Here is a 22793-nt window from a genome sequence, read left to right as displayed (position 1 = left end):
GGATGCGTCTGGCTGCGCTGGTCCTGCTGATCCTCCTGGCCCTGCTTGGCCGTCCGGCCTACGCCGGGGTGGAGGTGGTCATCGAGGGGGTTAGCGGCGAGCTCGCCGATCAGGTGCGCGGCCACGTGGGGGAGCCGGCGTCTGCCGATCCCGCCGCGATCACCGCGTTCCGTCGCCGCGCGGTGGAGCGGGCCGAACGCGGTTTGCAGGCCGTGGGCCACTACGATGCACAGATCGAGGTGCGTCGGGAGCGTCTCGACGAACAGGTGCGATTGACCATCGTCGTCGACCCTGGCGAACCGGTGCGTCTGAGCCGGATCCATGTGCTGATCACCGGACCGGGAGGGACCGATCCGGCCTTCGCTGGCATCGAGCAGCGCTTGGGGATCGGTGAGGGTGATGTTCTCCACCACGGTCGCTACGAGGCGGCGCGTCGGGCTATCCAGAACCTGGCGCTGGACCAGGGGTACTTCGATGGTCGCTACGTCACCCGGCGCGTGGAGGTCGACCCGGAGGCCCGCGAGGCCGAGGTGATCCTGCACTACCACACCGGTGTGCGCTACCGCTTCGGCGCGGTACGGTTCTCGGAATCGCCGCTGGCCGAGGCGTTCCTGCAGCGGCTGGTTCCCTTCGAACGCGACGAGCCGTATACCGCCGAACAGGTGGCGGCCTTCAACCGCGCGTTGCTCGACAGTGGCTACTTTTCCGATGTGCGGGTGCGTCCGCGGCGGGATCGCACCGAGGATGATCAGGTGCCGGTGGACGTGGACCTCTCCGCGCGGGCCCGGCACGAGATCACCACTGGCGTCGGCTTCACCACCGACCTCGGCGCCCGCGTGCGCCTGGGCTGGCGTCGGCCGTGGGTGAACCAGTGGGGGCACTCGCTGGCGGTGGAGAGCGAGATCGCCGAGCGCCGGCAGAACCTCATCAGCACCTATACGGTGCCGCTGCGCGATCCCCTGCGCACCCAGCTGGAGTACCAGCTCGGTATCCAGGCGCAGGACGTGGCCGATATCGACACCGAACAGGTCACCGCATCGGTTCAGCACCGGCATCGCCTCGAGAGCGGTTGGCAGCAGGTCCTGTCCCTGCGCGCCTACCGCGAGCGTTACCGCATCGACGACGATCAGCGCACCACCCAGCTCTACATCCCCGGGGTTAGCTGGAGCCGGGTGCGCAGCCGCGGTGGGCTCGATCCGCGCTGGGGCGACCGGCAAATGCTGAGCCTGGAGGTGGCCGACCCGGATCTGGCTTCGGACATCGAGCTGCGCCGCGTGCGCACCGCCACCCGCTGGGTGCGCACGCTGGGGGAGCGCCACCGGTTCCTTATCCGTGGCGAGGTCGGTGCGCTGGCCACGGACTCGTTCGTCGATGTGCCGCCTTCGCTGCGCTTCTACGCCGGTGGCGATCAGAGTGTACGCGGCTATAAGTACCAGACTCTGGGGCCCGAGGAAGATGGGACCACCATCGGTGGCCGTTATCTGGCGGTGGGCAGTGCCGAATACGGTTATCAGCTCACCCCCAACTGGCGCCCGGCGATCTTCGTGGACAGCGGTAATGCCTACGCCGACTGGGATGACTTGAGTGCTGAGGCGAAGACGGGTGCTGGCTTCGGCATCCGCTGGTCGTCCCCGGTGGGGCCGGTCCGCCTCGACCTCGCCTCCACGGTGGGGGAAGCGGACGACTCCTGGCGTCTCCACTTCTCGATGGGGTCGGATCTGTGATCTCGCTGCGTCGTCTGTTCAAGCTCTCCGCCACCACCGTCCTGGCCGCCCTCGGGCTGCTGGTGCTGGCGATCCTGTGGCTGCTGATGACCACCGCCGGGGCGCGCCTGGCGGCCAGCGTGGCCGAGTCGCTGGAGCCGCGGCTGGAGCTGCGGGTCACCGGCGGCAGCCTCATGCGCGGCGTCGAGGTGGCGGACGTGGCCTGGCGCGACGCCGAGATCGATGTCGCGGTGGCGCGTGCCGAACTGGCCTGGCAGCCGCAGCGTCTGCTTGCCGGCGAGGCGCGGGTCAACGCCCTGCGGGTCAGCGGGGTCGAAGTGACGGTGGCCGAGGGGGAGGAGCCGGTGGCGCCGGTCGACACCGAGGCCCGGACCGAACCGGTGACTCTGCCCCACATCGAGCTGCCGCTGGCTGTCGATGTCGAGGAGCTGCTGGTTGAGCAGGTGGTGCTGAACATCGGCGACGCCCCGGCGCAGCGGATCAAGCGCCTCGAGGCCGCCTGGGCAGCCAGCGGCACCGAGTGGCGCATCCACCGCCTGCTGCTGGAGCGGGACGACGCCCGGGTGGAGCTGGACGGGCATCTGCACACCACCGAGAGCTATCCGCTGGCCCTGTTCGTGCGCGGGACCGCGGCCGCCCCCGGGCTCCCGGAGCGGGTCCGCTTCGCCTCGCGGCTCGGCGGCAGCGCCGCAGCGCTGCGGGTCAGCAGTACCCTCTCCGGCCCGGTCAGTGGCGGTATCGACCTGGACATCCAGCCTCTCGACGCTCAGCTGCCGCTGCGCATCCAGACCGAGGATCTGGACGGGGGGTGGCCTCTGGATACCCGCGAGATCGTGGCCGCGGAAGGGCTGAACCTGATCGCTCAGGGGGATATCGATGGCCTGAGCGGCCACCTGGAAACGGGGGTGGTCGGTAAGCACGTCCCCCGCAGCCGTCTGCGCAGCCGTTTCCAAGTGGATGCCGAGGGGGCACGCTTCACCGATCTCACCGGCGAGCTGCTCGGCGGCGGGCTGCAGGGCCGGGTCGAGCTTGGCTGGGACGCCGACGGGGTGCGCTGGGATGTCGCCGCCGATGTCGAGGATCTGGATCCCTCGCTGGAGTGGCCCCAGGCCCCGCACCGGGTGAGCGGGCCGCTCACCGTCCGCGGCCAGGCCGGCGGCGACGGGTGGGCGCTGGATGTCGGTACTCCCGGCCTACGCGGTGAGCTGGAGGGGCGCGAGGTGGCCTTCCGTGGCCGGGCCGAGCATACGCTGGACGCTGTCTGGCGGCTCAGCGGCATCGAGGCGCGGGTAGACGGCGGGGAGGTCCTGCTCGACGGCACCCTGGCGGAGACCTGGGATGTGGATCTGCGCGCCCGCCTGGCGGATCTGGGTGTGCTGGATGAGCGCCTGGGCGGCGAACTCGATGCCCGTGCCCGGGTGCGTGGTGCCCCGCAAGCGCTGGATATCGAGACGGAGGGCCGCGGCCGCGATCTGCGCTTCGAGGCGTACAGCCTTGCAGCGCTGGACTGGCAGGCTGATGTACCGGCGCTGGCGCAGGAGCCCGGGGATGCCCTGGTGCAACTGCGCGGCATCGAGCTGCCCCAGGGCGAGATCGATGAGGTGGAGATGCGTGCCACCGGGAGCCGCGCCGCCCACCACCTCGGGGTGCGCCTGCACGCCCCCGAGGGGCAGGCCCATCTGGGACTGGCTGGGGGGTGGCAGCCGGAGTTCGGCTGGAGTGGACTCATGGTGGACGCCGGGGGCGAGTTCCAGGGGCACCAACTGACCCTGGACGCCCCGTTCCCGCTGCGCTACGCCGACGAGGAGCTGGACCTCGGTGCCCAGTGCTGGCGCTATCGTGATGCCCGCCTGCACCTGCCGGAGGGGGCGCGCGCCGGTCCCGAAGGGGCGGATCTGGACTTCGTCCTGGCGGATTTCGATCTGGCCTGGGTTGAGCCGTGGCTCCCCGATGGGGTCGATTGGCAGGGTGCTCTGTCCGGCGAAGGCGGGCTGCGTTGGAGTCCGGAGGCGGGGGTGGACGCCCGGGTGTGGGCCGAGAGCCTGGGTGGGCGCCTGGCCCTGACCCTGCCCGACGAGTTCAAGGACGGTGACCCGGTGGTTCGCGAGGTCGATTACCAGCGCCTGGCGGTGCAAGGGCGCTACCGCCCTGAAGAGGCCGAGGCGCAACTCGATTTCGAGGCCGAGGAGGCGGGGAACGTGGCGCTCCGAGCCAGCGGCGATCCGCGTCCGGAGGGCGAGGCCATCGCCGGCGAGCTGATGGTCGACGGTCTGCGCCTGGGCTTCTTCCACTCCCTGGTGCCCGATCTCAGTGAGATCGACGGTGAAGTCCGGGCCCGGGCCCAGCTCACCGGCACGCGTAGCGATCCGCGGCTGGCTGGTCGGGTCGAACTCCGGGATGGCACCGTGGCGGCCCCCCAGTCGGCCAGCCGTGTGGAGGACCTGGGTCTGTGGGTGGCCTTCGATGGCGATCACGCCGATATCGGCGGTGGGTTCCGGGTGGGCGATGGGCAGGCACGAATCGACGGTGATGCCGCCTGGGACGGGGCTGACTGGTCGGTGAATGTGGGCGTCGACGGCGACGAGTTGTGGGCGGACGTGCCGCAGTACGCCGAACTGGCGGTGAGCCCGCGGCTGCAGCTGGCCGTCCGCCCGGGCCAGGTCCGGGTCGGTGGGGAGGTGGAGGTGCCGCGGGGGGGCATCGCGGTGCGCGAGCTGCCGGATCGGGCTGTGGGGCACTCCCGCGATGTGGTAATCGTCCGCCGTGATGAAGAGGCGGATCCGCTCGCCGAGGCTTTGCCCCAGGACTGGGTCGTCGAGGCGGACGTAGAGCTCATCCTCGGGGATGCGGTCACGCTCGCTGCCTTCGGGGTGCGGGGCCGGTTGGGCGGCGGCTTGCGCGTGCTCCAGCAACCGGATGGATCCACCGAGGCCTACGGCGAGCTGCGTGTCGAGGACGGCGAATACCGGGCCTACGGGCAGCGCCTGAGTATTCGGCGGGGGGTGGTGCTTTTTGCCGGCCCGCTGGATCGGCCGCAGCTCGATATCGAGGCGGTGCGGCGGATCGAGCGCGACCGGGTGACCGCCGGCATCCGCGTCGGTGGGTTTGCTGACGACCCCCAGGTGACCCTGTTCAGCGAGCCGACCATGTCCCAGGAGAATGCCCTCTCCTACCTGGTCCGCGGTCGGCCGATGGGGGCGGAGGGGCCGGGCACCGACGAGATGCTCGCCTCGGCGGCCCTGGCCCTGGGGCTATACGGCGGCAGTGGCGTGATCACCTCGGCTGCTGAGCAGATCGGAATCCGCGACTTCGAGATCGATACCGCCGGCGAGGGCGAGGACGCCCAGGTAGTCGTCTCCGGGTACATCAGCCCGCGGCTCTATGTCGCCTACGGGGTGGCTGTGTTCAGCCCAGTCAATACCGTGACCCTGCGTTACTACCTGACCTGGCAGCTCTACCTGGAGGCGGTCAGCGGCGAGGACAGTGCCCTGGACCTGATGTACCGCTTCGAGATTGACTGAGGTCCCGGGCCGCCCGGCGCGGTCAGGCAGCGCCAGCGGCGCCTCGGCGTGGTGCCAGCGGGCACTGTGTCGGGTCGAAACCTGGGTCCTCGATGCGCTGGTGGATGGCCTCGATGGCGTCGTCTTCGCTGCGGAAGATATTCTCGGCGCCGATCTCGACGTCCAGTCCGGCGCGCTGCATCACCTCCCGGACCTGCAGTTTGACCCCCGCCAGGACCAGGGTGACGCCGTTATCGTGCAGCCGTTCCCGCAGGCCGTGGAGACTCTCCACGCCGGAGGAGTCGATGGAGGTGATGCCGTCGGCGACCAGTAGCAGGAAGCGGGCCCGCGGATGCTCGTTGTTGACCTGCAGCACCGCGTCCTCCAAGTGGCCGACGTTGGCGAAATAGAGCGGCCCGTCGAAGCGCAGGGCGGCGATGTGCTCGCTCTCGGGTAGATCGAAGAAGCGTGCGTCGCGCAGGGCGCCGTCCTCCGGATGGCGCGAGAGGATGACCACCCGCGGGCGCATGGTCCGCAGCAGATAGAGCAGGATCGCCAACCCGGCGCCGAGCAGGATGCCGTAGTCCAGATGGGGGGCGAAGACCAGCGTCCCGGCGAAGGTAACGACTGCGGCGATGCCGTCGTGGCGATGGGTGCGCCAGGTCTGCACCAGGGCGCGGATGTTCACCAGCCCGATCACCGCCATGATGATGATCGCCGCCAGGATGGCCTCGGGCAGGTGGTAGAGCAGCGGGGTGAGGAACAGCAGGGTCAGGCCCACCAGTGCGGCGGTGAAGACCGAGGCCAGGCCGCTGCGTGCCCCGCTGTCGTAGTTGACCGCGCTGCGCGAGAACGAGCCGCTCACCGGGAAGGCCTGGAAGACGCTGGCGGTGAGGTTGGACAGCCCCTGGCCCACCAACTCCTGGTTGGGGTCGATGCGGTCGCGGGTCCGGGTGGCCAGGGCCTTGGCGATGGAGATCGCCTCCATGAAGGCGACCAGCGCGATTACCGCCGCCGTGCTCAGCAGGGTGACGACCAACTCCCAACTCAGCTCGGGTCGTGCCGGCCTGGGCAGGCCTTCGGGCACGGTGCCCACGACGGCTCCGCCCAGATCCTCGAAGCCCACCAGGTAGCTCACCGGCACGCCGATAGCCACCGCCAGCAGCACCCCCGGGATGCGCGGCAGCCAGCGCCGCGCAGCAAGCATCACCGCCAGGGCACCGAGGCCCATGATCAGGGTGGGCAGGTGGGCCTCGCCCAAGCGCCCAAGCACGTCGGCGAAGGCCACGAGCAGGCCGGTGTCGCGGTCCAGGGGGACACCGAGCAGGTCGTTGACCTGGGACAAGGCGATGACGATGGCCGCCGCATTGGTGAAGCCGAGGATCACCGGGTGGGCCAGGAAGTTGACCAGGGTGCCCAGGGAAAACAGCCCGAGCACCAGCTGGATCACCCCGACCAGGAACGCCAGGGCGATGGCCAGGGTGATGAACTCGCCGCTGCCCGGCTCCGCCAGGGGCGTCAGTGCCGAGGCCGTCAGAAGGGCCACCACCGCCACCGGCCCGGTCGCCAACTGGGGGGAGGAGCCCCACACGGCGGCCACGATGACCGGCAGGAAGGCGGCGTACAGGCCGTAGTAGGGCGGCATCCCGGCCAGCGCCGCGTACGCCATGGACTGGGGGATGAGCACCAGCGCCACGGCGATGCCGGCAATGAGGTCGGCCCGGATGTTCGCCGGGGTTGGACGGGGCCACTCGTGACAGGGAATCAGGCGGTGGGCGGGTGCCCACCGCCCATTGCCGTCAAAGCGCATCGAGCTGCCTCAGCGACGCCGGAAGCAGGCGAAGGTCCACCAGGCCGGTGACCAGGGCCTTGCTAAAGGTGGCCTCGTCTTCGTAGAGGAGCTTGTAGTACTGGATCTTCATGGTCAGGGCGCTGCCGAGGATCAGCCCGCCCAGGGCCAGCGGTGCGCTCAGGGCCAGCGTGGACATGCCGGTGATACCCTGGCCGAAGGTGCAGCCCATGGCCAGCGGGCCGCCGATCCCCATGAGGACACCCCCGGTGAGGTGTCGGTTGAAGTCTTGTCGGTCGGCGAACCACTCGAAGCGGAAGCTGCGGCTGATCAGGGCCCAGAGGAATGAGCCGACGATCACGCCGCCGATCACCATGACACCGACGGTGATCAGCCCCGGATTGAAGCCGCTGGCGGTGTACTGGGTGCTCTGTACCAGCGGGCCGACGAAATTGACCCCCTGCGGTGCCAGCCAGCGGGTGCTTTCGGGGCGGCCCGCATCGGTGTCCGGGTGGTGAAAGTCCCAGTCCGTGGCGTAGGTTTGGAGGGTGTCGCGTTGACCCGTCTCGTCGGCCACGTACACGTTGCTGGTCACCGTCCACACCGCAACGATGCAGGCGCCGATGATCAGTGCCCCAGAGACGGCGTTGCGATCCTGGCGGAAGCCGGCGACCCGCAGAACGGCGTAGAGCAGGGCACCGCCGATGAGCAGGGCCAGGAGGGGGCGCACCCACGGCCCCGCCTCGCCGGCGATCAGGCTGCCCAGATCCTGGCCGTGGCTGTGGGAGATGGCGGTGGCGTTGACCCAGCCGAAGAACAGATCGCGCAGGGAGGCGTCGATCAGCGGCAGGGGGTTGGTCATGAAGAAGGCGACCGTGCCGAGCACCGCCGCGACGAACAGCGACTTGATGTTGCCGGTGCCGATGCGCACCACCGTTTTGTTGCCGCATCCGCTGCCCAGGGTCATGCCGATGCCGAAAAGCAGGCCGCCGAGGAGGTAGCCGGCCCAGGCGAAATCGGAGGCGCGGTACGGCGGCATGCTCTCGTCGGCGTTGATCAGCCCCAGGGGCTCGAGCAGCCCTACGCCGAGGATCGCCACGGCGATGATCAGGATCCACATGCGCATCCGCTGCCAGTCCTGCATGTTCACGATGTCGGAGACGGCGCCCATCGTGCAGAAGTTGCTCTTGTTGACGACGGCACCGAGCAACACCGCGATGGCGAAGACGGTGCCGAGCATCGTCCAGTGCGCTGCGACAAAGGAATCGAAGACCATAACTGTGCGACCCTTCAGCGTCGGTTCAGGAGGGCAGCCCGGAGTCGGGCGTGCCTGCATGTCTGCCCGGCACATTCTTCAGCGTGCAAGCGTCCCTCGGAATATCCCAAACGGGGGAAGCGGTGCGCCGGACCTCCCCCTTCGGCGGGAGAGCTTAGCTGAAGGGGGGTCTCAGGTGGTGGTCCGGCGGGTCAGGCCGAAGTCCACGGCCTTGATGGCCGCTTCGACGCGGGAGTGAACCCCCAGCTTGCGCAGCACGGACTTGACGTGGAGCTTGACCGTGCCGTCGGAGATGCCGAGATGCCGCGCGATCACCTTGTTGCTCTCGCCGGCGGCCAGGCGTTCCAGGATGTCGCGTTCGCGTGGGGTGAGGCCGGCGAAGGGATCGGGCGGGCCCGGCTCCGTGCGGTCCGGCGGCTGCCCCAGGGCCCGAGCCAGGGTATCGGTGAGCTGGGGCGCCACGGCGATCTTGCCGTCGGTGGCTTGATGCAGGGCCGAGATCAGGTACTCGGGGTCGTTGTGCTTGAGCAGATACCCCTGGGCGCCGGCACGCAGGCAGTCGAACAGGTCGCGCTCTTCTTCGCTGCCGGTGAGCATGACCACCGGCAGGCCGGGGTGGCGCTCATGGATCTGGCGTAGCACGGCCAGGCCGTCCTGTCCCGGCATGCGCAGATCGAGCAGGACCAGGTCGGGCCCGAACGAGTCCACGAGGCCGAGGACATCGTCCTGACCGGAGCCGCTCTCGGTGGTCAGCCCCTGGGCATTGAGCAGCTCCTGCAGGGCGGCGCGGAAGAGCTGGTGATCATCGACAAGCAGGATACGCATGGTCGTTGAACCCCGCCTGGTGAAGGCTCTTGGTGGTCCAGGTCAGGCGCTGCGGCTGGGGCAAGCGTAAGTGGATGGTGGTGCCCTGGCCGGGATCGCTCTCCACGGTGAGGATGGCGCCCAGGTGGCGGGCGCGCTCGCGCATCCCCCGCAGGCCGTGTCCCCGGCTCTCGGCCGGGTCGGAGTCCGGTACATCGTCCACCACGAAGCCGCATCCGTCGTCCTCGATCAGCAGGCAGAGATCCCCGCCGGGGGTCTCGAGCTGCAGGCGCACGTTGCGGGCGCCGCCGTGGTGCCAGGCGTTGGACAGGGCCTCCTCGACGATGCGGTGGATGTGCAGCTGCTCGCGCTCGCCCAGGGCGAGCTCCGGCCAACGATGGATCAGGCGGACCTCGATGCCGCTGTCGCGCCGGAAGCGGTTGGCCAGGCGGCTCAGCGCCGTCTCCAGCGGTGTACCCAGGGCCTGGGTACGGAATTGCTGCATCACCGTGCGGACCTGGTCGTTGGTGTGGTCGAGTCGGGTGCGCAGATCCTCCAGCGGGGCGAGCAGGGCCGCGGTGTCGGCATCGCCGCGTGCCCGCTCCTCCAGTTGGCGGACCCGCAGGCGCAGCGTGGCCACCTCCTGGGCAACCGTGTCGTGCAGCTCGTGGGCGAGGAGGTTGCGCTCCTCCTGCAGGGCCCCCTGGTGGCTGCGGTACTCGTCGCGGACCCGGGCGATCGCCGCGCCCAGCTGGTGCCCGATCCACTCCAGCATGCGTGGCGGATGCATCCAGCGCTGGGCCTCGCTCGGTTCCAGATAGATGTTGTAGATGCCCACCCTCTCGCCCGCGGGATCGAGGATCGGCACCGCCAGCATGGCCAGCTGGGGTCGGTTGGGCAGCGGGTTGCAGCCGCTGCGGCGGATGCACTGGCGCAGGTCGCCCCGGAACTGCACGGTGCCGCGTTCCCCGGCGATGGCGCAGGAGCAGCCCGCCGCCGGCTGGCGGCGCTCGGCATCGATAAAGCCGGCGTTGAGCCCGCTTGCCTCGACCAGGCGCAGGCTGCCCTGTTCGTCGAAGAGTCGTACGGCAGCCGCCGTGGCACCGGTCTGTTCGATCAGCCGTTCCAGGCTGCCCTGAAGCAGTTCATCGAGATCCCGCGCCTGGGCCGCCACCACGCCGAGGGCGCTGAGCAGGTGCAGGGCCTCCTGTTCGCTGGCCGATGACGCAGGCACATTCGGGGTGTCGGGGTAGGGCGTGGGGGTGGGGGGGGCCCGGAGGCGGCGCACCGGGTGCCAACGGCCGGCACTGCCACCACCGTCCCGGGGGCCGTGCCCACGGGGCTCCCGTACGGTGAGGGGCTCGACAGCTCCTGCCCCCCGCTGCCGGCGTGGGCCGGTCGGGTCCGTATCTCTCCCAGCGTACATGTCTCCTCCTGACGGTCAACCGGGGGCCCCTTTGGGAACTTAATTCCTTGTTTTTGTTAGGGCCGTTGCTGTTGCTTCAAGCCGCTTAAGGCCGCGGCTATCCGCTTCATATATTCAGACTATATTCATCACCAACACGGGAATAAAGGGGGGAGCGGCAAAAAAAATTGATCTGACGCAAACGTCAGCAAGGGGCGGTCGGTGCCGCGCTTCGCCTCTGCTCCCGCACGAAGGCCACGAATCGCTCGGCCCAGGGGGTGGTCCAGGTGTGGCGCAGGTGGGCGTAGGAGGCGACGGTATTGCCCTTGATCAGCCCATCGCGGCACCCGCCGAGCCCCTGCCCGCGGGTGACCCGATAGGCACAGGGGAGTTCCTCAGGCACCGGCTCGCGCAGTCTGGAGTAGTGGAATTCGTGGGCGGGCAGGGCCGTCGTCCCGGGCGCCGGACTCCAGGGGGTCTCCGGCGTGGTCTGCAGGGTCATGTACCCGTGGCCCTGGGGACGGCCGGTCATCTCCGCATCCAGCGGGAAGACACCGGCCATGATGTGATGGCCGTCCCCGGTGTTCAGTCGCCGGCACAGGTAAAGCAGTCCGCCGCACTCGGCGTAGATCGGCAGGCCCGCGGCGGAGGCCTCGGCCACCGCCCGCTTCATCGCGTGGTTGGCAGCGAGTTCCGCGGCGTGGCGTTCCGGGAAGCCACCGCCGATGATGAGCCCGTCCACGGCAGGAAGTTCGGTGTCAGCGGTCAGGTCGATCCAGCGGAGTCGGGCACCGGCGCGCTCCAGGGCCTCCAGGTCGCCGGGGTAGTAGAAGTTGAACGCGCGGTCGTGGGCGATGCCGATGTCGACGTCGGCCCTCCTCGCTGCGGTGTTCGGCTGGGCCGGGGCGTGGAGCGGCGGGGCGGTCGCCGCCAGCTCCCGGAGACCTTCCAGGTCGAGGTGCGCCTCGGCCCGGTCGGCCCACAGGTCGACGATCCCCTGGGCCCGTTCCTGCTCCGCCGCCGGGATGAGGCCCAGGTAAGGCGCCTCGATGTGCAGCTCGGGGTGATTGGGCACGGCGCCGAGCACCGGGAGGTCGGTGTACCGCTCCAGTGCCTGGCGCAGCTTGCGCTCGTGGCGTGCCCCGCCGACGCGGTTGAGGATCACGCCGGCAACCGGGGCCTGCGGGTCGAAGCCGGCGTGGCCGAGGACCGTGGGGGCGATCCCGCGGGTCATGCCACGGGCGTCCACGATCAGCACGATGGGGGCTTGCAACTCCGCCGCCAGGGCGGCGTTGCTGTCGCGGCCGTCGGGGTCGAGGCCGTCGTGCAGCCCCTTGTTGCCCTCGATCAGGGCCAGGTCGCCATCCGCCGCGGCGACTTCGGCCCGGATCTCGTCGCACTCCATGGTGTGGTAGTCGAGGTTCCGGCACGGCCGGCCGCTGGCGAGGGTCAGCCAGCCGGGGTCGATGTAGTCCGGGCCCCGCTTGTAGGGGTGGACGGCGAGCCCCCGGCGGTTTAGGGCCCCGGCGAGCCCGACGCTCAGGGAGGTCTTGCCGGACCCCTTGTGCAGGGCCGAAAGGTAGAGCCGGGCGGGGGGTCGGGTCATGGTGTGCGTCACTGGCTGGGCTCGGCGGCCGTTCCTGCATCGGCTGCCGCCATCGGCCCGTCTGCCGCCGCCGGCTCCCCCGGGAAGTGCACCGCCGTCAGTGGCAGTGCCCGCAGGGCCAGGAGCAGGATCAGCAGGGCCAGCCCGGGGCCGGCCAGCCCGAGCAGCGCCTCCCAGGCGCTGGGCAGGTAAGAGGCAGCCTCCCCGTCGAAGACGGCCCCCTCGACCTCTCGCCCGGGAAAGATCTGCAGCGGAAAGGCCTGGGCACCGACGATCATCACGAAAAGATGGGCGAACCCGCCGATCAGGGCAACCCCCGAGGCCCAGGCGAGGGCCTGACCGCGAGCGCGGGCCGCCTTCCGCAGCAGGAGGAGAGTGGGCGTGATGATGCCGACAGCGACTACCCCGATCCAGAACACGACCGGGTAGACGCCGCCGTCGACGAGGAGGAAACGGGCGATCTCCCGATGGCCCGGCTGGTAGGCGAGGGTCAGGAAGTGCAGCGCCAGCAGGGCGGCGAGGGCCAGTACAGCGATCAGCAGGAGGGCGCCCAGGCGCCCGGTGGCCCGCGGCGGTGGCTCCTGGCCCTGGGCGCGCAGCACCGCCAGCCAGATCAGGGAGAGGGTCGCCGTGCCCAGGGTCAGGGCGGCGGCGAGGAAGAGCGGCATCATGATGGCGCCGCCGAACACCGGGCGGGCGGCGAGCATGGCGAAGATCGAGCCGACGTTTAGCGCCAGGAGGACCGCCACCGCGGCGGCCAGGCCGCCGGCTGCCGCAGCGAAACGGCGCAGGCGCGGTTCCAGCAGGGTGGCCAGATAGAGCAAGGCGATGATCAGGAACGCCGTGTAGAGGAACAGGTTGCGGCTGAAGCTCGACATCAGATTGAGCTCCAGCGGCGGAAGGATGCGCTGCGGGCTGCCCAGGTCCAGACTGAGGACCGCGAGTCCGCCAATCAGTAGGGCCGCGGCGGCCACCGTGCCCAGGCGTGCCCACGGCTCGCCCGGGTGTCCCAGGGTGGTGGGGGCCAGCGCCGCCAGGGCGAAAGCCCCGCTGCCGGCGAGGATCAGGCCGATGGCGACCACATGGGGCCAGCCCCAGACCACCTGCTGACCCATGCCGGTCAGGTGGTGACCGGCGACGATGAGGTAGAGCCCTGCCGCCGCCCCGATCAGCGTCAGCAGGCCGGCACCGGCCAGGGCCGCAGCCCAGCGTAGCGGGTGGCGTGTGCCCAGGTGTTGATAACGAATCCGTGCCGCCATGGCTGATGCTCCCTCAGGACAGTCCGTGGTAGCGCACGCCGGCATCCAGTGCCAGATCCGGGCGCAGGGGCTCGGCCCGGTGCTTGCGCAGGGCCTGGCGAATCTCGCTGTCGGGGTCGTTCAGGTCGCCGAAGATCAGCGCCGCGTGTCCCGTCTCGGCACAGCGCGCCACGCAGGCCGGCGCCTCGCCCCGGTCGATGCGGTGTACGCAGAGGGTGCACGCCTCCACGGTTCCCTTGCCTCGCGGATGATTGGGTGAGCGCTCGGCCACGGGTTCGTCGACGAAGGCGCGAGCGTGGAACGGGCAGGCGACCATGCAGTAGCGACAGCCAATGCAGCGGTGCTTGTCGACCAGGACGATGCCGTCGGCGCGCCGGAATGAGGCCCGGGTGGGGCAGACGCTGACGCAAGGCGGCTCGGCGCAGTGCTGACACATCACCGGCGCGGAATGGCCGGGGCCGTCTTCCCGCACCGGTTCGAGGTCGACCTTGCGGATCCAGTGGATGTCGCCGGCCGAACCGTCGCCGGCGGGCCAACCGTTTTCCTCGCGGCAGGCGTCCACGCAGGCTTGGCAGTCTTCCGCGCAGCGGGTGGTGTCGACCAGCAGGCCCCAGCGGACCCCGGCATCGGCACCGCCATCGGGGCGTGCCTGGACCAGGAACAGCCCCGGAGCGAGGGCGGCGCCGGCGAGCGCCGCCGCACCACCGAGCAGCCGCCGGCGGCTGATGCCCACCGGATCCTTATCGCTCATCGTGCCCCTCCGTGTCGCTGCTGTGGCAGTGGAAGCACTCCATCTCCACCGCGGTGTAATCGTGGCAGCTGGTGCAGAAGGCCATCTCGGGGACGCCCTGCTCCTGTTGATCCCCCGGTGTGGCGTGGCAGTTCACGCACCCCTGCAGGCTCTTCTCGGGATCGCGCTGCCCCTCCCGCACCGATGCATCCTTGTGGGCCCGGAGCAGGTCCATGTGCTCGCGACGCATGGTGGCCGGGTCATCGTGGATACAGGCCTCGCCCTGGGGCTCGGGGCGGTCGGCGAGCGCCGCCGGTTCGTCGCCGTCTCCGGGCCATCCGCCGACGGCCAGGGCGAGGCCGGTGGCCGCAAGCACCCCGGCGGCCCCGGAGCCGATCCACGCCAGTCGCTGTTGACGCCGCATGGCCGGTCCCCCCTACTCGCCGAGCCCCATCTCGATGTAGCCGGTCGGACAGACGTCCCGGCAGATGTGGCAGCCCACGCAGCGGCTGTAATCGGTACGCACGTAGCGGCCGGTGGCTCGCTCGGCCTTGGGTACCCGCTGCACGGCGCTCTGCGGGCAGTAGACCAGGCAGTTATCGCACTCGAAGCACAGGCCACAGCTCATGCAGCGCCGGGCCTCGGTCCGCGCCGTTTCGGCGGGCAGCGGCTGGATGCGCTCGTTGAAGTCGCCGATCACGCCGTCCGGGTCGATGGCCCGGCGCTCACGCTCCGGGCGCTCGGCCGGGGTGAAGTGGCCCAGGTAAAGCCGGTCGTGGCGGATCACCTCGTGGGTGGCGCGGTCTTCGAAGTTGTGGATGGCGAAGCCGCTGGCGTCGGTGCCGCGCACCGCCTGCGGCTCGTAGGGCTCCGGTTCGCGGCCGGCACGACGCAGGGCGTCGAGCAGCCGGAAGTGGTGGCCATTGACCTTGGGCGGGCGGGCCGGTTCCTGGCCCGCGAGGTAGGCGTCGATCCCGCGTACCGCCGTGGCTGCCTGCCCGACGGCGGTCGTCAGCAGGTGGGGCTGGATGATGTCCCCGGCGACGAAGTGGCCGGGCCGGCCGCTGAGCTGGAACGACTTGTCGGCGTCCATGAAGCCGTGGCCGTTGTCGAGCTCTTCGAGCCCCTCCAGGTTGCCCCGCTGGCCGATGGCGGCGATGACCAGGTCGGTCTCGACCCGGAACTCGGTCCCCTCCACCGGGTGCGGGGTGTTGCCCTCCATGCGGCACTCGGCGAAGCGCACCGCGCAGGCGCGGCCGTTCTCGTCGCGCTCGACGGTCAGGGGCATCACCCCGTCGCGGATGGTCACCCCCTCGCGCAGGGCGTCCTCGATCTCCTGCTCAGAGGCGGCCATCTCCTCGCGGGGGAAGAGGGAGGTGAGAACCACATCGGCCCCTTCGCGGATGGCCAGGTTGGCGGCGTCATGGGCGGTGTAGCCGAGCACGGCGTGCTCCGGCCGCTCCTCGTCGGGCAACTCGGTGCTGTAGCCCAGGCGCCGGGCCACCGAGGCCACGTCGATGGAGGTGTCACCACCGCCGATGACCAGGATGCGATCGCTCACTGCACCCAGGCGGCCCTCGTTGAAGGCGCGCAGGAACTCGACGCCGGTGAGGCAGTTGGGCGCTTCGTCCCAGCCCTCCACCGGTAGCGGGCGTCCCTCATGGGTGCCCACGGCCCACAGGACGGCGTCGTAATCCGCGTCGAGCTGCTCGAGGGTGATCTGCTCGCCGACTCGGCACCCGGTCCGGACCTCGACGTCGAGGTCGAGGATGCGCTGGATCTCGGTGTCGACCACCTCGCGGGGGACGCGGTAGCCGGGGATGCCGTAGCGCATCATGCCGCCGAGCTCCGGCTGCGCCTCGAACAGGGTGCAGCGGTGGCCGCGCTTGCGCAGCTGGTAGGCGGCGGACAGCCCGGCCGGGCCGCCGCCGATGACGGCGACGTGGTGCCCGGTGTCGCTCCCCGGTTCGCCGAGGTCGAGGGCGTGCGCGCGGGCGTAGTCGCCGATGGTGTGCTCGATGGCGTTGATGGCGATGTGGTCGTCGACGACCCGCCGGTTGCAGCCCTGCTGACAGGGGGCCGGGCAGACGCGCCCCATCACCGCCGGGAAGGGGTTGGCGGCGGCCAGGCGCCGGAAGGCGAGCGCCTGCCACTCTTCACCCTCGGCGGGCTGCTCCAGGCCGCGGGCGGCGTGGAGCCAGCCGCGGATCTCCTCGCCGGCCGGGCAGTTGGCCTGGCACGGGGGGGTGCGGTGGACGTAGGTCGGACACTTGTGGGAGGTGTCCGCCTTGAAGATCTGCTCGCGCCAGGCGCGCTGCCGGTCGTCGCCGTCGCGGTAACGACGGAACGTGAAGGGGATCTCTTCCGCGTGGGTCGCCATGACTCTCTCCCTCGTTATTCGGCCGGGGCCCGCGCGGGGCCCAGCGCCGGCTCAAGCCTCGCTGCGATCCAGCCGCACCGCGTTGCCCACCACCTCGTGGAGGCTGATGATGGTCTCGCGCGGGATGTCGTAGTACGGCAGGACCTTGCTGAACTGGGCCTTGCAGATGGCGCAGATGGCCACCATGCGGTCGACCCCGTGTTCGTCCATGGTCTCGCGCAGCGCCGAGACGCGCGGCTGCGCGCCCTTGACGCGCAGCTCCATGAGTTCGTCGGTCAGCAGACCGCCCCCGCCCCCGCAGCAGAAGGTCCGGTCGCCGATGGTGGCGTCGGCCATGTCCTGGTAGTTGTGGACACTGGCGCGCAGCAGCCGGCGGGGGATCTCCAGCTGCCCCCCGGGGCGCTGCCCCATGCGGGAGGCGCGGGCGACGTTGCAGGAATCGTGGAAGGTGACACCGCCGTAGTGGCTGTTGGCCTCCGGATCAAGGCGGATGGCGCCACGATCGACCAGGTCCTGGGTGAGTTCGCAGATGTGCTGCGGTACCGGGTAACGCGGATCGAGCTGGCGCTGCAGGGCCCGCGCGTACTCGTCGTCGGCGTCGGCCCCGCGGCCGATGCCGGCCAGGGTGTTCCAGAAGCTGTACGCCACCCGCCAGGCGTGGCCGCACTCGCCGACCACGATGCGCTTGACGCCCAGGTCGACGGCGGCCTTGCGGATGCGCTCGGCGATCTGCTTCATCTGCTCGTAGCTGCCGATGAACATCCCGAAGTTGGCCGCCTCCGAGGCGTAGGAACTCAGCGTCCAGGAGAGCCCGGCCTGGTGCAGGACCTTGGCGTACCCCATCAGGCCGTCGACGTGGGGCTCGGCGAAGAAGTCTGCTGACGGGGTGACCAGCAGGATGTCCGCGCCCTCCTGGTCGAGGGGGATGCGGATGTCGTGGCCGGTGTCGTCCTTGAGGTCCTCCTCCAGACCCTCAAGGGTGTCCTCCAGTGCCGGCCCGGGGAGGCCGAGGTTATTGCCCACCTTGTGGACCTTGCCGATGATCTCGTTGGTGTACTTCTGGCCGAAGCCGGCGGCGTCGAGGATCTCCCGAGCAGCCATGGAGATCTCGGCGGTGTCGATGCCGTAGGGGCAGAAGACCGAGCAGCGCCGGCACTGCGAGCACTGATGAAAGTAGGTGAACCACGCCTCCATCACCTCGCGGGTCAGCTCGCGGCCACGGACCAGGCTGGGGAAGTTGCGCCCGGCAGGGGTGAAGTGGCGCCGGTAGACGTCGCGCATCAGATCCTGGCGGGCCACGGGCATGTTCTGCGGGTCGGAGGTGCCCAGGTAGAAGTGGCACTTGTCGGTGCAGGCGCCGCAGCGCACGCAGGCGTCCATGTAGACGCGCAGCGAGCGATTGCGCTCGAGCAGGGTCTCCATGCGGGCCAGGGCGCGCTCCTGCCAGTCCTCCGGGATCTCGCCGGGGAAGCCGAGCGCCTGTTGGTGCTCACTACTGGCCGGGTGCGGGCGCACGTGCCCGGTGGCTTCGGTCTCCATGTGCGGCGGGCCGTTGGCCTCCGGGTCCGCGGCAAGGGGCGGTACGTCAAAGGGATCCTGGCTCACGGCGTCCTCACTCCTGCTTCTGGTGGGTGGCGTCCTGCTCCAGGGCGCGTGCCCAGGGGGCGATATGCCGGCGCTCCCGCGGGTTGTCCGGCTGGTTGCGCGTGGGGCTGAAGAACACCCCGGCGGCGTGCAACAGCTTGCTGAACGGGAAGACCATCATCAGCAGGGCGACCAGCGTCAGATGGAGGAGCAGGAGCGGTTCGCTCGGCAGCGGCTGCCAGTTGAACTGCATCAGGCCGATGAAGAACGCCTTCACCGCCACGATGTCCGTGGGCTGGAAGTGCTGCAGGCCCAGCCCGGTCAGGCCGATGGCCAGCAACAGGGCCAGGGCGGCGTGGTCGGAGGGGGTGCTGATGTGGCGCACCCGGTCGATCCAGAGGCGCCGCAGCCACAGGCCGACCAGGGCGGCCGCGAGGACGTAGGCGGCGTAGAGGCCCAGCGGCTGGATCCACACCAGCCACTGCGGCGCCGGATCGAGGAAGTAGCGCAGGTGGCGCAGGATGACCAGCAGCAGGGCGACATGGAAGGCCCAGCTGAGCAGCCAGAGCAGCTTCTCGCCGCGGAACAGGCTGCGGAAGGCCACCACCTCGCTGGTCACGCGCAGGGCGGCGCCGCCCCGGGAAGTTGGGGCCGGGGTGGTGGGGATGCGCAGCGGCGCTGGCGTGCGGGCGTAGAGATAGACCCGCGCCGCCAGGCCGAGCACCAGTACCACGGTGGCGGTGTAGAACAGCACGGCAAAGGTCGCTGTCAGCACGGTACTCGCTCTCCCTTCATCGCTCCCCGAGACGGCGCCTCGACACCGCCCTAGACGCAGCCGGTGGGCTTGGGCAGGCCGGCGTAGCGGCAGGCCTGCTTGGCCGGGCCGTAGGGGAAGAGCTCGTAGAGGTACTTGCTGTTGCCCTTCTCCGGCCCCAGGCGCTTACCGATCTGCTTGGTCAGGACCCGCACCGCCGGTGCGATCTGGTACTCGTCGTAGTATTCGCGCAGGAAGTTGATCACCTCCCAGTGCTGCTCGGTCAGCTCCTGGCCATCCTCCTGGGCCATGATCTCGGCGACCTCGGGGGACCAGAGGCTCAGGTCCTCGATGTAGCCTTCCTCGTCGGTGGGGATGGTGGTGCCATTGACCTGAATTGCCATGGTTCTCTCTCCTCTTCTGCGGTCGTCTCTCTTCTCTTGGAGCCTGGGCGGTCGTGCCCCGGTGCTCAGAGCCAGGCCTGGTGCGGGCCGTGCTCGGCGACCAGCTGCACGAAGCCGCTGTAATCAACGACCCCGATGCCTTCGGCCACCTGCTCGGTGCCGATGCCGCGGGCCTCGAGGTCCGGGCCGAGGACATAGACCCGCCCGTCCCGGGCCGGGGTATCGAGTTTCTGGGCCGCATCACTGCGTGCCACGGCGGCGTAGACCCCGTCCTCGATCAGCAACAGGCGCTCACCGCCGAGGTGGGCCAGGCAGGCGTCGAGGTTGGTGGTCTGCCAGGGGGATTTGTTGACGGTGTGCAGCACGGTGAGTCCTCCTAGAACGACAGCACGACATCCTGGTCGGCCATCAATGTGCCCATGCGCGCCCGATCGACGACTTCCACGGGGACGATCAGGTCCGCCTCGGTGAGTCCGCGTTCAGCCAAAGACTCCTGTTCGACATAGAGCTTTTCGATGTCGTAGTCCTCGAGGGCGCGGAAGGTGGGCGCGAAGTTCTTCATGTCGATGGCCTTCGCGTTCTGGTCCTGGCGCAACTGGAAGACTCCGTCATCCAGGAACGCCAGGCTGACGTCCTGGTCGAACGCAGCGGCGATCAGCACCACCTCCAGGGCTTCCAGGGCGTAGATGCTCCCGTGCGGCGCTTTGCGGTTGACGAACATGAACCGCTTGATATCGCCTTCCTGTTCCAGATCCATTGCCTCGCTCACGGTTTCGCCTCCTGTTCCGTTGCCTGCGCCGACGGCGCTAGTCGCCGAAGGTCACCAGCCGATCCGCCTGGATGCCCGCCTCGACCAGCTGGCCGAGCCCGGAGATGCGAAACCCCGGGGCCAGGATCTCGTCCTTGACGCCGCGGCGCAGGGCAGCGGCGACGCACACCACCAGGTCGATCTGGTGCCGTTCGGCGAGCTCGGACCAGCGGCGGACGATGTTGCGGTCGTCCTGCTGCGGCTCCTGGAGCCGGTTGGCGTTGTGCACCCCGTCCATGTAGAAGAAGACGCGGGGCACCTCGTGGCCCTGCTCCAGGGCGGCGACGGCGAATTGGTAGGCGCTGTCCGAGGCCTGGTGCTGGTACGGCCCTTCGTTGACCAGGATTCCGAATTGCATGGGTCCTCCCTTGCCTAGAAGCGCAGGTGCGCCGAGGCGTTGAGCTTGTGCCGCGAGCCCTGCCAGTTCTCGATGTGGTGCTTGGTGAACGGCAGACCGGTGAGCTCGAAGAAGCGCTTCCAGCCGATGCGCTCGATCCACTCCCCGACGCGCTCGTAGTCGCGCGCGTTGTCGCGGTAGGTGTAGAGGATCTTCTTGACGTGCTCGGCGACCTCGGGCCAGCGCGGCGGGTTGTTGGGCAGTCCAGCCACCACCAGCTTGTGGAAGGTCGGCACGCCCCGGGCGTTGGAGTGGTTGCCGCCCACCCAGATGGCCAGCCGCGAGTGCTCCGGGTCGTTGATCTGCATCGGCGGGCAGGGCGGATAGCACGCGCCGCAAGCCACACACTTGCTCTCGTCCACTTCCAGCGACGGCTTGCCGTCGACCACGGCCGGGCGGATCGCCGCCACCGGGCAGCGCGCCACCACCGAGGGCCGCTCACAGACCTGGCCGACCAAGTCGTGCTGGATCTTGGGCGGCTTGGTGTGCTGGATGTTGATGGCGATGTCGCCCTGGCCGCCGCAGTTGATCTGGCAGCACGAGGTGGTGATGTGCACTCGGTTGGGCATGTCCTCCCGGACGAACTCCTGGTGCAGCTCGTCCATGAGCGCCTTGACCACCCCGGAGGCGTCGGTGGCCGGGATATCGCAGTGCAGCCAGCCCTGGGTGTGGGAGATCATGGTCACCGACGGACCCGTGCCGCCCACCGGGAACCCGGCGCCGCGCAGGGCGTCGATCAGCGGCTGGACCTTCTCCTCGCGATCGACGGTGATCTCGGCGTTGGAGCGGATGGTGAAGCGCAGGTAGCCGTCGGCGTACTCGTCGGCGATGTCGCAGAGCTTGCGCACCGTGGCCAGGTCCATCTGCCGTTGCGTGCCGGCGCGCACCGTCCACACCTCTTCACCGGTCTCCGAGACGTGGTGGAGCACGCCCGGCTGCGGTCGGTCGTGGTGGCGCCACAGCCCGAAGTTGCGCCGCAGGGTGGCGTGCATGTGGGGGAACGGATCCGGCGTCCCGCTCTCGATGGGGGACCGGGGTTGGGTGTTGCTGGTTGCTTCAGCCATGATTCGGTCTTCCTCCGCTGCTGAGCGCCCGGGTCGTCGCGACGCGCCTCACGAGGCCTGCTCGGACTGCATGTGTTGGCGCCGGTACCACTTCTCGGCCTCCTCGTCCCAGTCGTCGGTGCGGACGTAGGAGATCGAGCGCGGCTCGTGGATCATGTTCGGGTCGACCTCCAGGCCCACGGCCTCGAGGAAGTTGACCAGGCCGATGCGCTCGATCATCTCGCCGACCCGCTCGTGCTCCAGGGCGTTCTCGGCGAAGAAGTCGACGATCTCCTGGGCGATCTCGAGGATGCGCTGGTAGTCGGCGTCGCAGCGCAGCGGCAGGAAGGGCACGACCACGGTGCCGAAGAGGTCGCCGATGCGCAGGGTGCGCTTGCCGCCGACCAGGATGGTGACGCCGCGGTCCTCGCCCGGAGACAGGGCCCGGGTCATGACGTTGATGCAGTGCATGCAGCGCACGCAGCTGTCGTTGTCGATCTCCAGAGTGTTGTCGTCGTTCAGGCTCAGGGAGCCGGAGGGGCAGCGGCTGACCACGTTGTCGATGGTGTGCTTGCGGCCCTTGGCCTCGACAAAGGCCTGGACCTCGGCCTGGTCGACCTGGATCTCGTCGCGCCAGGTGCCGATGACGGCGAAGTCCGAGCGCTCGATGCTGTTCATGCAGTCGTTGGCGCAGCCCGAGACCTTGAACTTGAACTTGTAAGGCAGGCTGGGCCGGTGCATGTCGTCGAGGAAGTTGTTGACGAGCAGGCGGTGGATCTTCTGCTCGTTGCAGCAGGAGTGCTCGCAGCGGGCGGCGCCGACGCAGGACATGCCGGTGCGCACTGCCGGCCCGGCACCGCCGAGGTCGAGCCCGTAGGCGTTGAGCTCGTCGAAGCAGGCCTGGACGTTATCCGCGGTGATGCCCTGGAGCATGATGTCGCCGGTCTGCCCGTGCAGGGCGATCAGCCCCGAGCCGTGTTTCTCCCAGATGTCGCAGATGTCGCGCAGCAGCTCCGTGGAGTAGTGCATCCCCGCCGGCGGGATGAAGCGCATGGTGTGGAACTCCTGCGCCTCCGGGAAGAGCGGGCTGCCGTCGTTGTCCTTGAGCTCGGTGAAGCGCGGGATGATGCCGCCGCCGTAGCCGTAGACACCGATGGTGCCGCCCTTCCAGTAGCCCTTGCGGTCGGTGTAGGAGTGCTCAAGCTGCCCGAGCACCCCAGCGATCATGGGCTTGTCCTCGGCCAGACGCTTGAGCCCGGTGACGAAACTCGGCCACGGGCCGGTCTCCAGCTCGTCGAGTTTCGGGGTGTTGTACGTGTTGTCGGTCATG

The 22793-nt window shown here is 69.6% G+C and carries 19 protein-coding genes; 2 read left to right on the top strand and 17 right to left on the bottom strand.

Features of this window, described 5'->3' with window-relative positions; genetic code table 11:
* Positions 1-2: 2 nt before the first annotated feature.
* Positions 3-1724: an autotransporter assembly complex protein TamA gene (locus HHAL_RS09950; protein WP_011814755.1), complete on the top strand. Its 1722-nt coding sequence runs from the start codon at positions 3-5 to the stop codon at positions 1722-1724.
* Positions 1721-5245, top strand: coding sequence for a translocation/assembly module TamB domain-containing protein (locus tag HHAL_RS09945; RefSeq protein WP_011814754.1), 3525 nt, complete (start codon positions 1721-1723; stop codon positions 5243-5245). Before HHAL_RS09950 ends, HHAL_RS09945 begins: the two co-directional genes overlap by 4 nt.
* A gap of 22 nt (positions 5246-5267) precedes the next feature.
* Here HHAL_RS09945 and HHAL_RS09940 read toward each other — a convergent pair whose 3' ends face one another.
* From HHAL_RS09940 to dsrA, 17 genes are all read right to left on the bottom strand, one after another.
* On the bottom strand, positions 5268-7034 hold the full coding sequence (locus HHAL_RS09940) for a SulP family inorganic anion transporter (RefSeq protein ID WP_011814753.1): 1767 nt from the start codon (positions 7032-7034) through the stop codon (positions 5268-5270).
* Positions 7024-8289 (bottom strand): YeeE/YedE family protein, encoded by a 1266-nt coding sequence (locus HHAL_RS09935; protein WP_011814752.1) that lies wholly within the window; start codon positions 8287-8289, stop codon positions 7024-7026. The genes HHAL_RS09940 and HHAL_RS09935 overlap by 11 nt, the downstream gene beginning before the upstream one ends.
* A 171-nt stretch (positions 8290-8460) precedes the next feature.
* Entirely contained in the window at positions 8461-9114 is a 654-nt protein-coding gene (locus HHAL_RS09930) for a response regulator (RefSeq protein WP_011814751.1), read from the bottom strand.
* Positions 9092-10519, bottom strand: coding sequence for a GAF domain-containing sensor histidine kinase (locus HHAL_RS09925; RefSeq protein WP_011814750.1), 1428 nt, complete (start codon positions 10517-10519; stop codon positions 9092-9094). Before HHAL_RS09925 ends, HHAL_RS09930 begins: the two co-directional genes overlap by 23 nt.
* Positions 10520-10703: 184 nt before the next feature.
* Positions 10704-12104 carry a cobyrinic acid a,c-diamide synthase CobB gene (locus HHAL_RS09920; protein WP_011814749.1) on the bottom strand — a complete coding sequence of 467 codons (1401 nt, stop codon included), beginning with the start codon at positions 12102-12104 and terminating at the stop codon, positions 10704-10706.
* Between the two features lie 8 nt (positions 12105-12112).
* Positions 12113-13363, bottom strand: coding sequence for an NrfD/PsrC family molybdoenzyme membrane anchor subunit (nrfD, locus tag HHAL_RS09915; protein ID WP_011814748.1), 1251 nt, complete (start codon positions 13361-13363; stop codon positions 12113-12115).
* Positions 13364-13376: 13 nt separating this feature from the next.
* Positions 13377-14114: a sulfate reduction electron transfer complex DsrMKJOP subunit DsrO gene (dsrO, locus tag HHAL_RS09910; protein WP_011814747.1), complete on the bottom strand. Its 738-nt coding sequence runs from the start codon at positions 14112-14114 to the stop codon at positions 13377-13379.
* Entirely contained in the window at positions 14104-14517 is a 414-nt protein-coding gene (locus tag HHAL_RS09905; protein WP_011814746.1) for a hypothetical protein, read from the bottom strand. Before HHAL_RS09905 ends, dsrO begins: the two co-directional genes overlap by 11 nt.
* Positions 14518-14529: 12 nt before the next feature.
* Complete coding sequence (locus tag HHAL_RS09900) at positions 14530-16473, bottom strand: NAD(P)-binding protein (protein ID WP_011814745.1); 1944 nt, start codon at positions 16471-16473, stop codon at positions 14530-14532.
* A gap of 51 nt (positions 16474-16524) precedes the next feature.
* The gene (dsrK, locus tag HHAL_RS09895; protein ID WP_011814744.1) at positions 16525-18078 is read right to left on the bottom strand and encodes a sulfate reduction electron transfer complex DsrMKJOP subunit DsrK; all 1554 of its coding nucleotides are present in this window, start codon (positions 18076-18078) and stop codon (positions 16525-16527) included.
* Between the two features lie 7 nt (positions 18079-18085).
* Positions 18086-18832, bottom strand: coding sequence for a respiratory nitrate reductase subunit gamma (locus HHAL_RS09890; RefSeq protein WP_011814743.1), 747 nt, complete (start codon positions 18830-18832; stop codon positions 18086-18088).
* Between the two features lie 50 nt (positions 18833-18882).
* Positions 18883-19215 (bottom strand): TusE/DsrC/DsvC family sulfur relay protein, encoded by a 333-nt coding sequence (locus HHAL_RS09885; protein WP_011814742.1) that lies wholly within the window; start codon positions 19213-19215, stop codon positions 18883-18885.
* A gap of 65 nt (positions 19216-19280) precedes the next feature.
* On the bottom strand, positions 19281-19580 hold the full coding sequence (gene tusB, locus HHAL_RS09880) for a sulfurtransferase complex subunit TusB (RefSeq protein WP_011814741.1): 300 nt from the start codon (positions 19578-19580) through the stop codon (positions 19281-19283).
* Between the two features lie 11 nt (positions 19581-19591).
* On the bottom strand, positions 19592-19972 hold the full coding sequence (gene tusC, locus HHAL_RS09875; RefSeq protein ID WP_081432216.1) for a sulfurtransferase complex subunit TusC: 381 nt from the start codon (positions 19970-19972) through the stop codon (positions 19592-19594).
* Between the two features lie 49 nt (positions 19973-20021).
* Entirely contained in the window at positions 20022-20381 is a 360-nt protein-coding gene (gene tusD, locus HHAL_RS09870; protein ID WP_011814739.1) for a sulfurtransferase complex subunit TusD, read from the bottom strand.
* A 14-nt stretch (positions 20382-20395) separates the two neighbouring features.
* Complete coding sequence (gene dsrB / locus HHAL_RS09865) at positions 20396-21484, bottom strand: dissimilatory-type sulfite reductase subunit beta (protein WP_011814738.1); 1089 nt, start codon at positions 21482-21484, stop codon at positions 20396-20398.
* A 48-nt stretch (positions 21485-21532) separates the two neighbouring features.
* The gene (dsrA, locus tag HHAL_RS09860) at positions 21533-22792 is read right to left on the bottom strand and encodes a dissimilatory-type sulfite reductase subunit alpha (protein ID WP_011814737.1); all 1260 of its coding nucleotides are present in this window, start codon (positions 22790-22792) and stop codon (positions 21533-21535) included.
* Between the last annotated feature and the right edge of the window lies 1 nt (position 22793).

It is taken from the genome of Halorhodospira halophila SL1 (assembly GCF_000015585.1).
GTDB lineage: Bacteria > Pseudomonadota > Gammaproteobacteria > Nitrococcales > Halorhodospiraceae > Halorhodospira > Halorhodospira halophila.
This window is presented reverse-complemented; position numbering and strand designations above follow the sequence as displayed.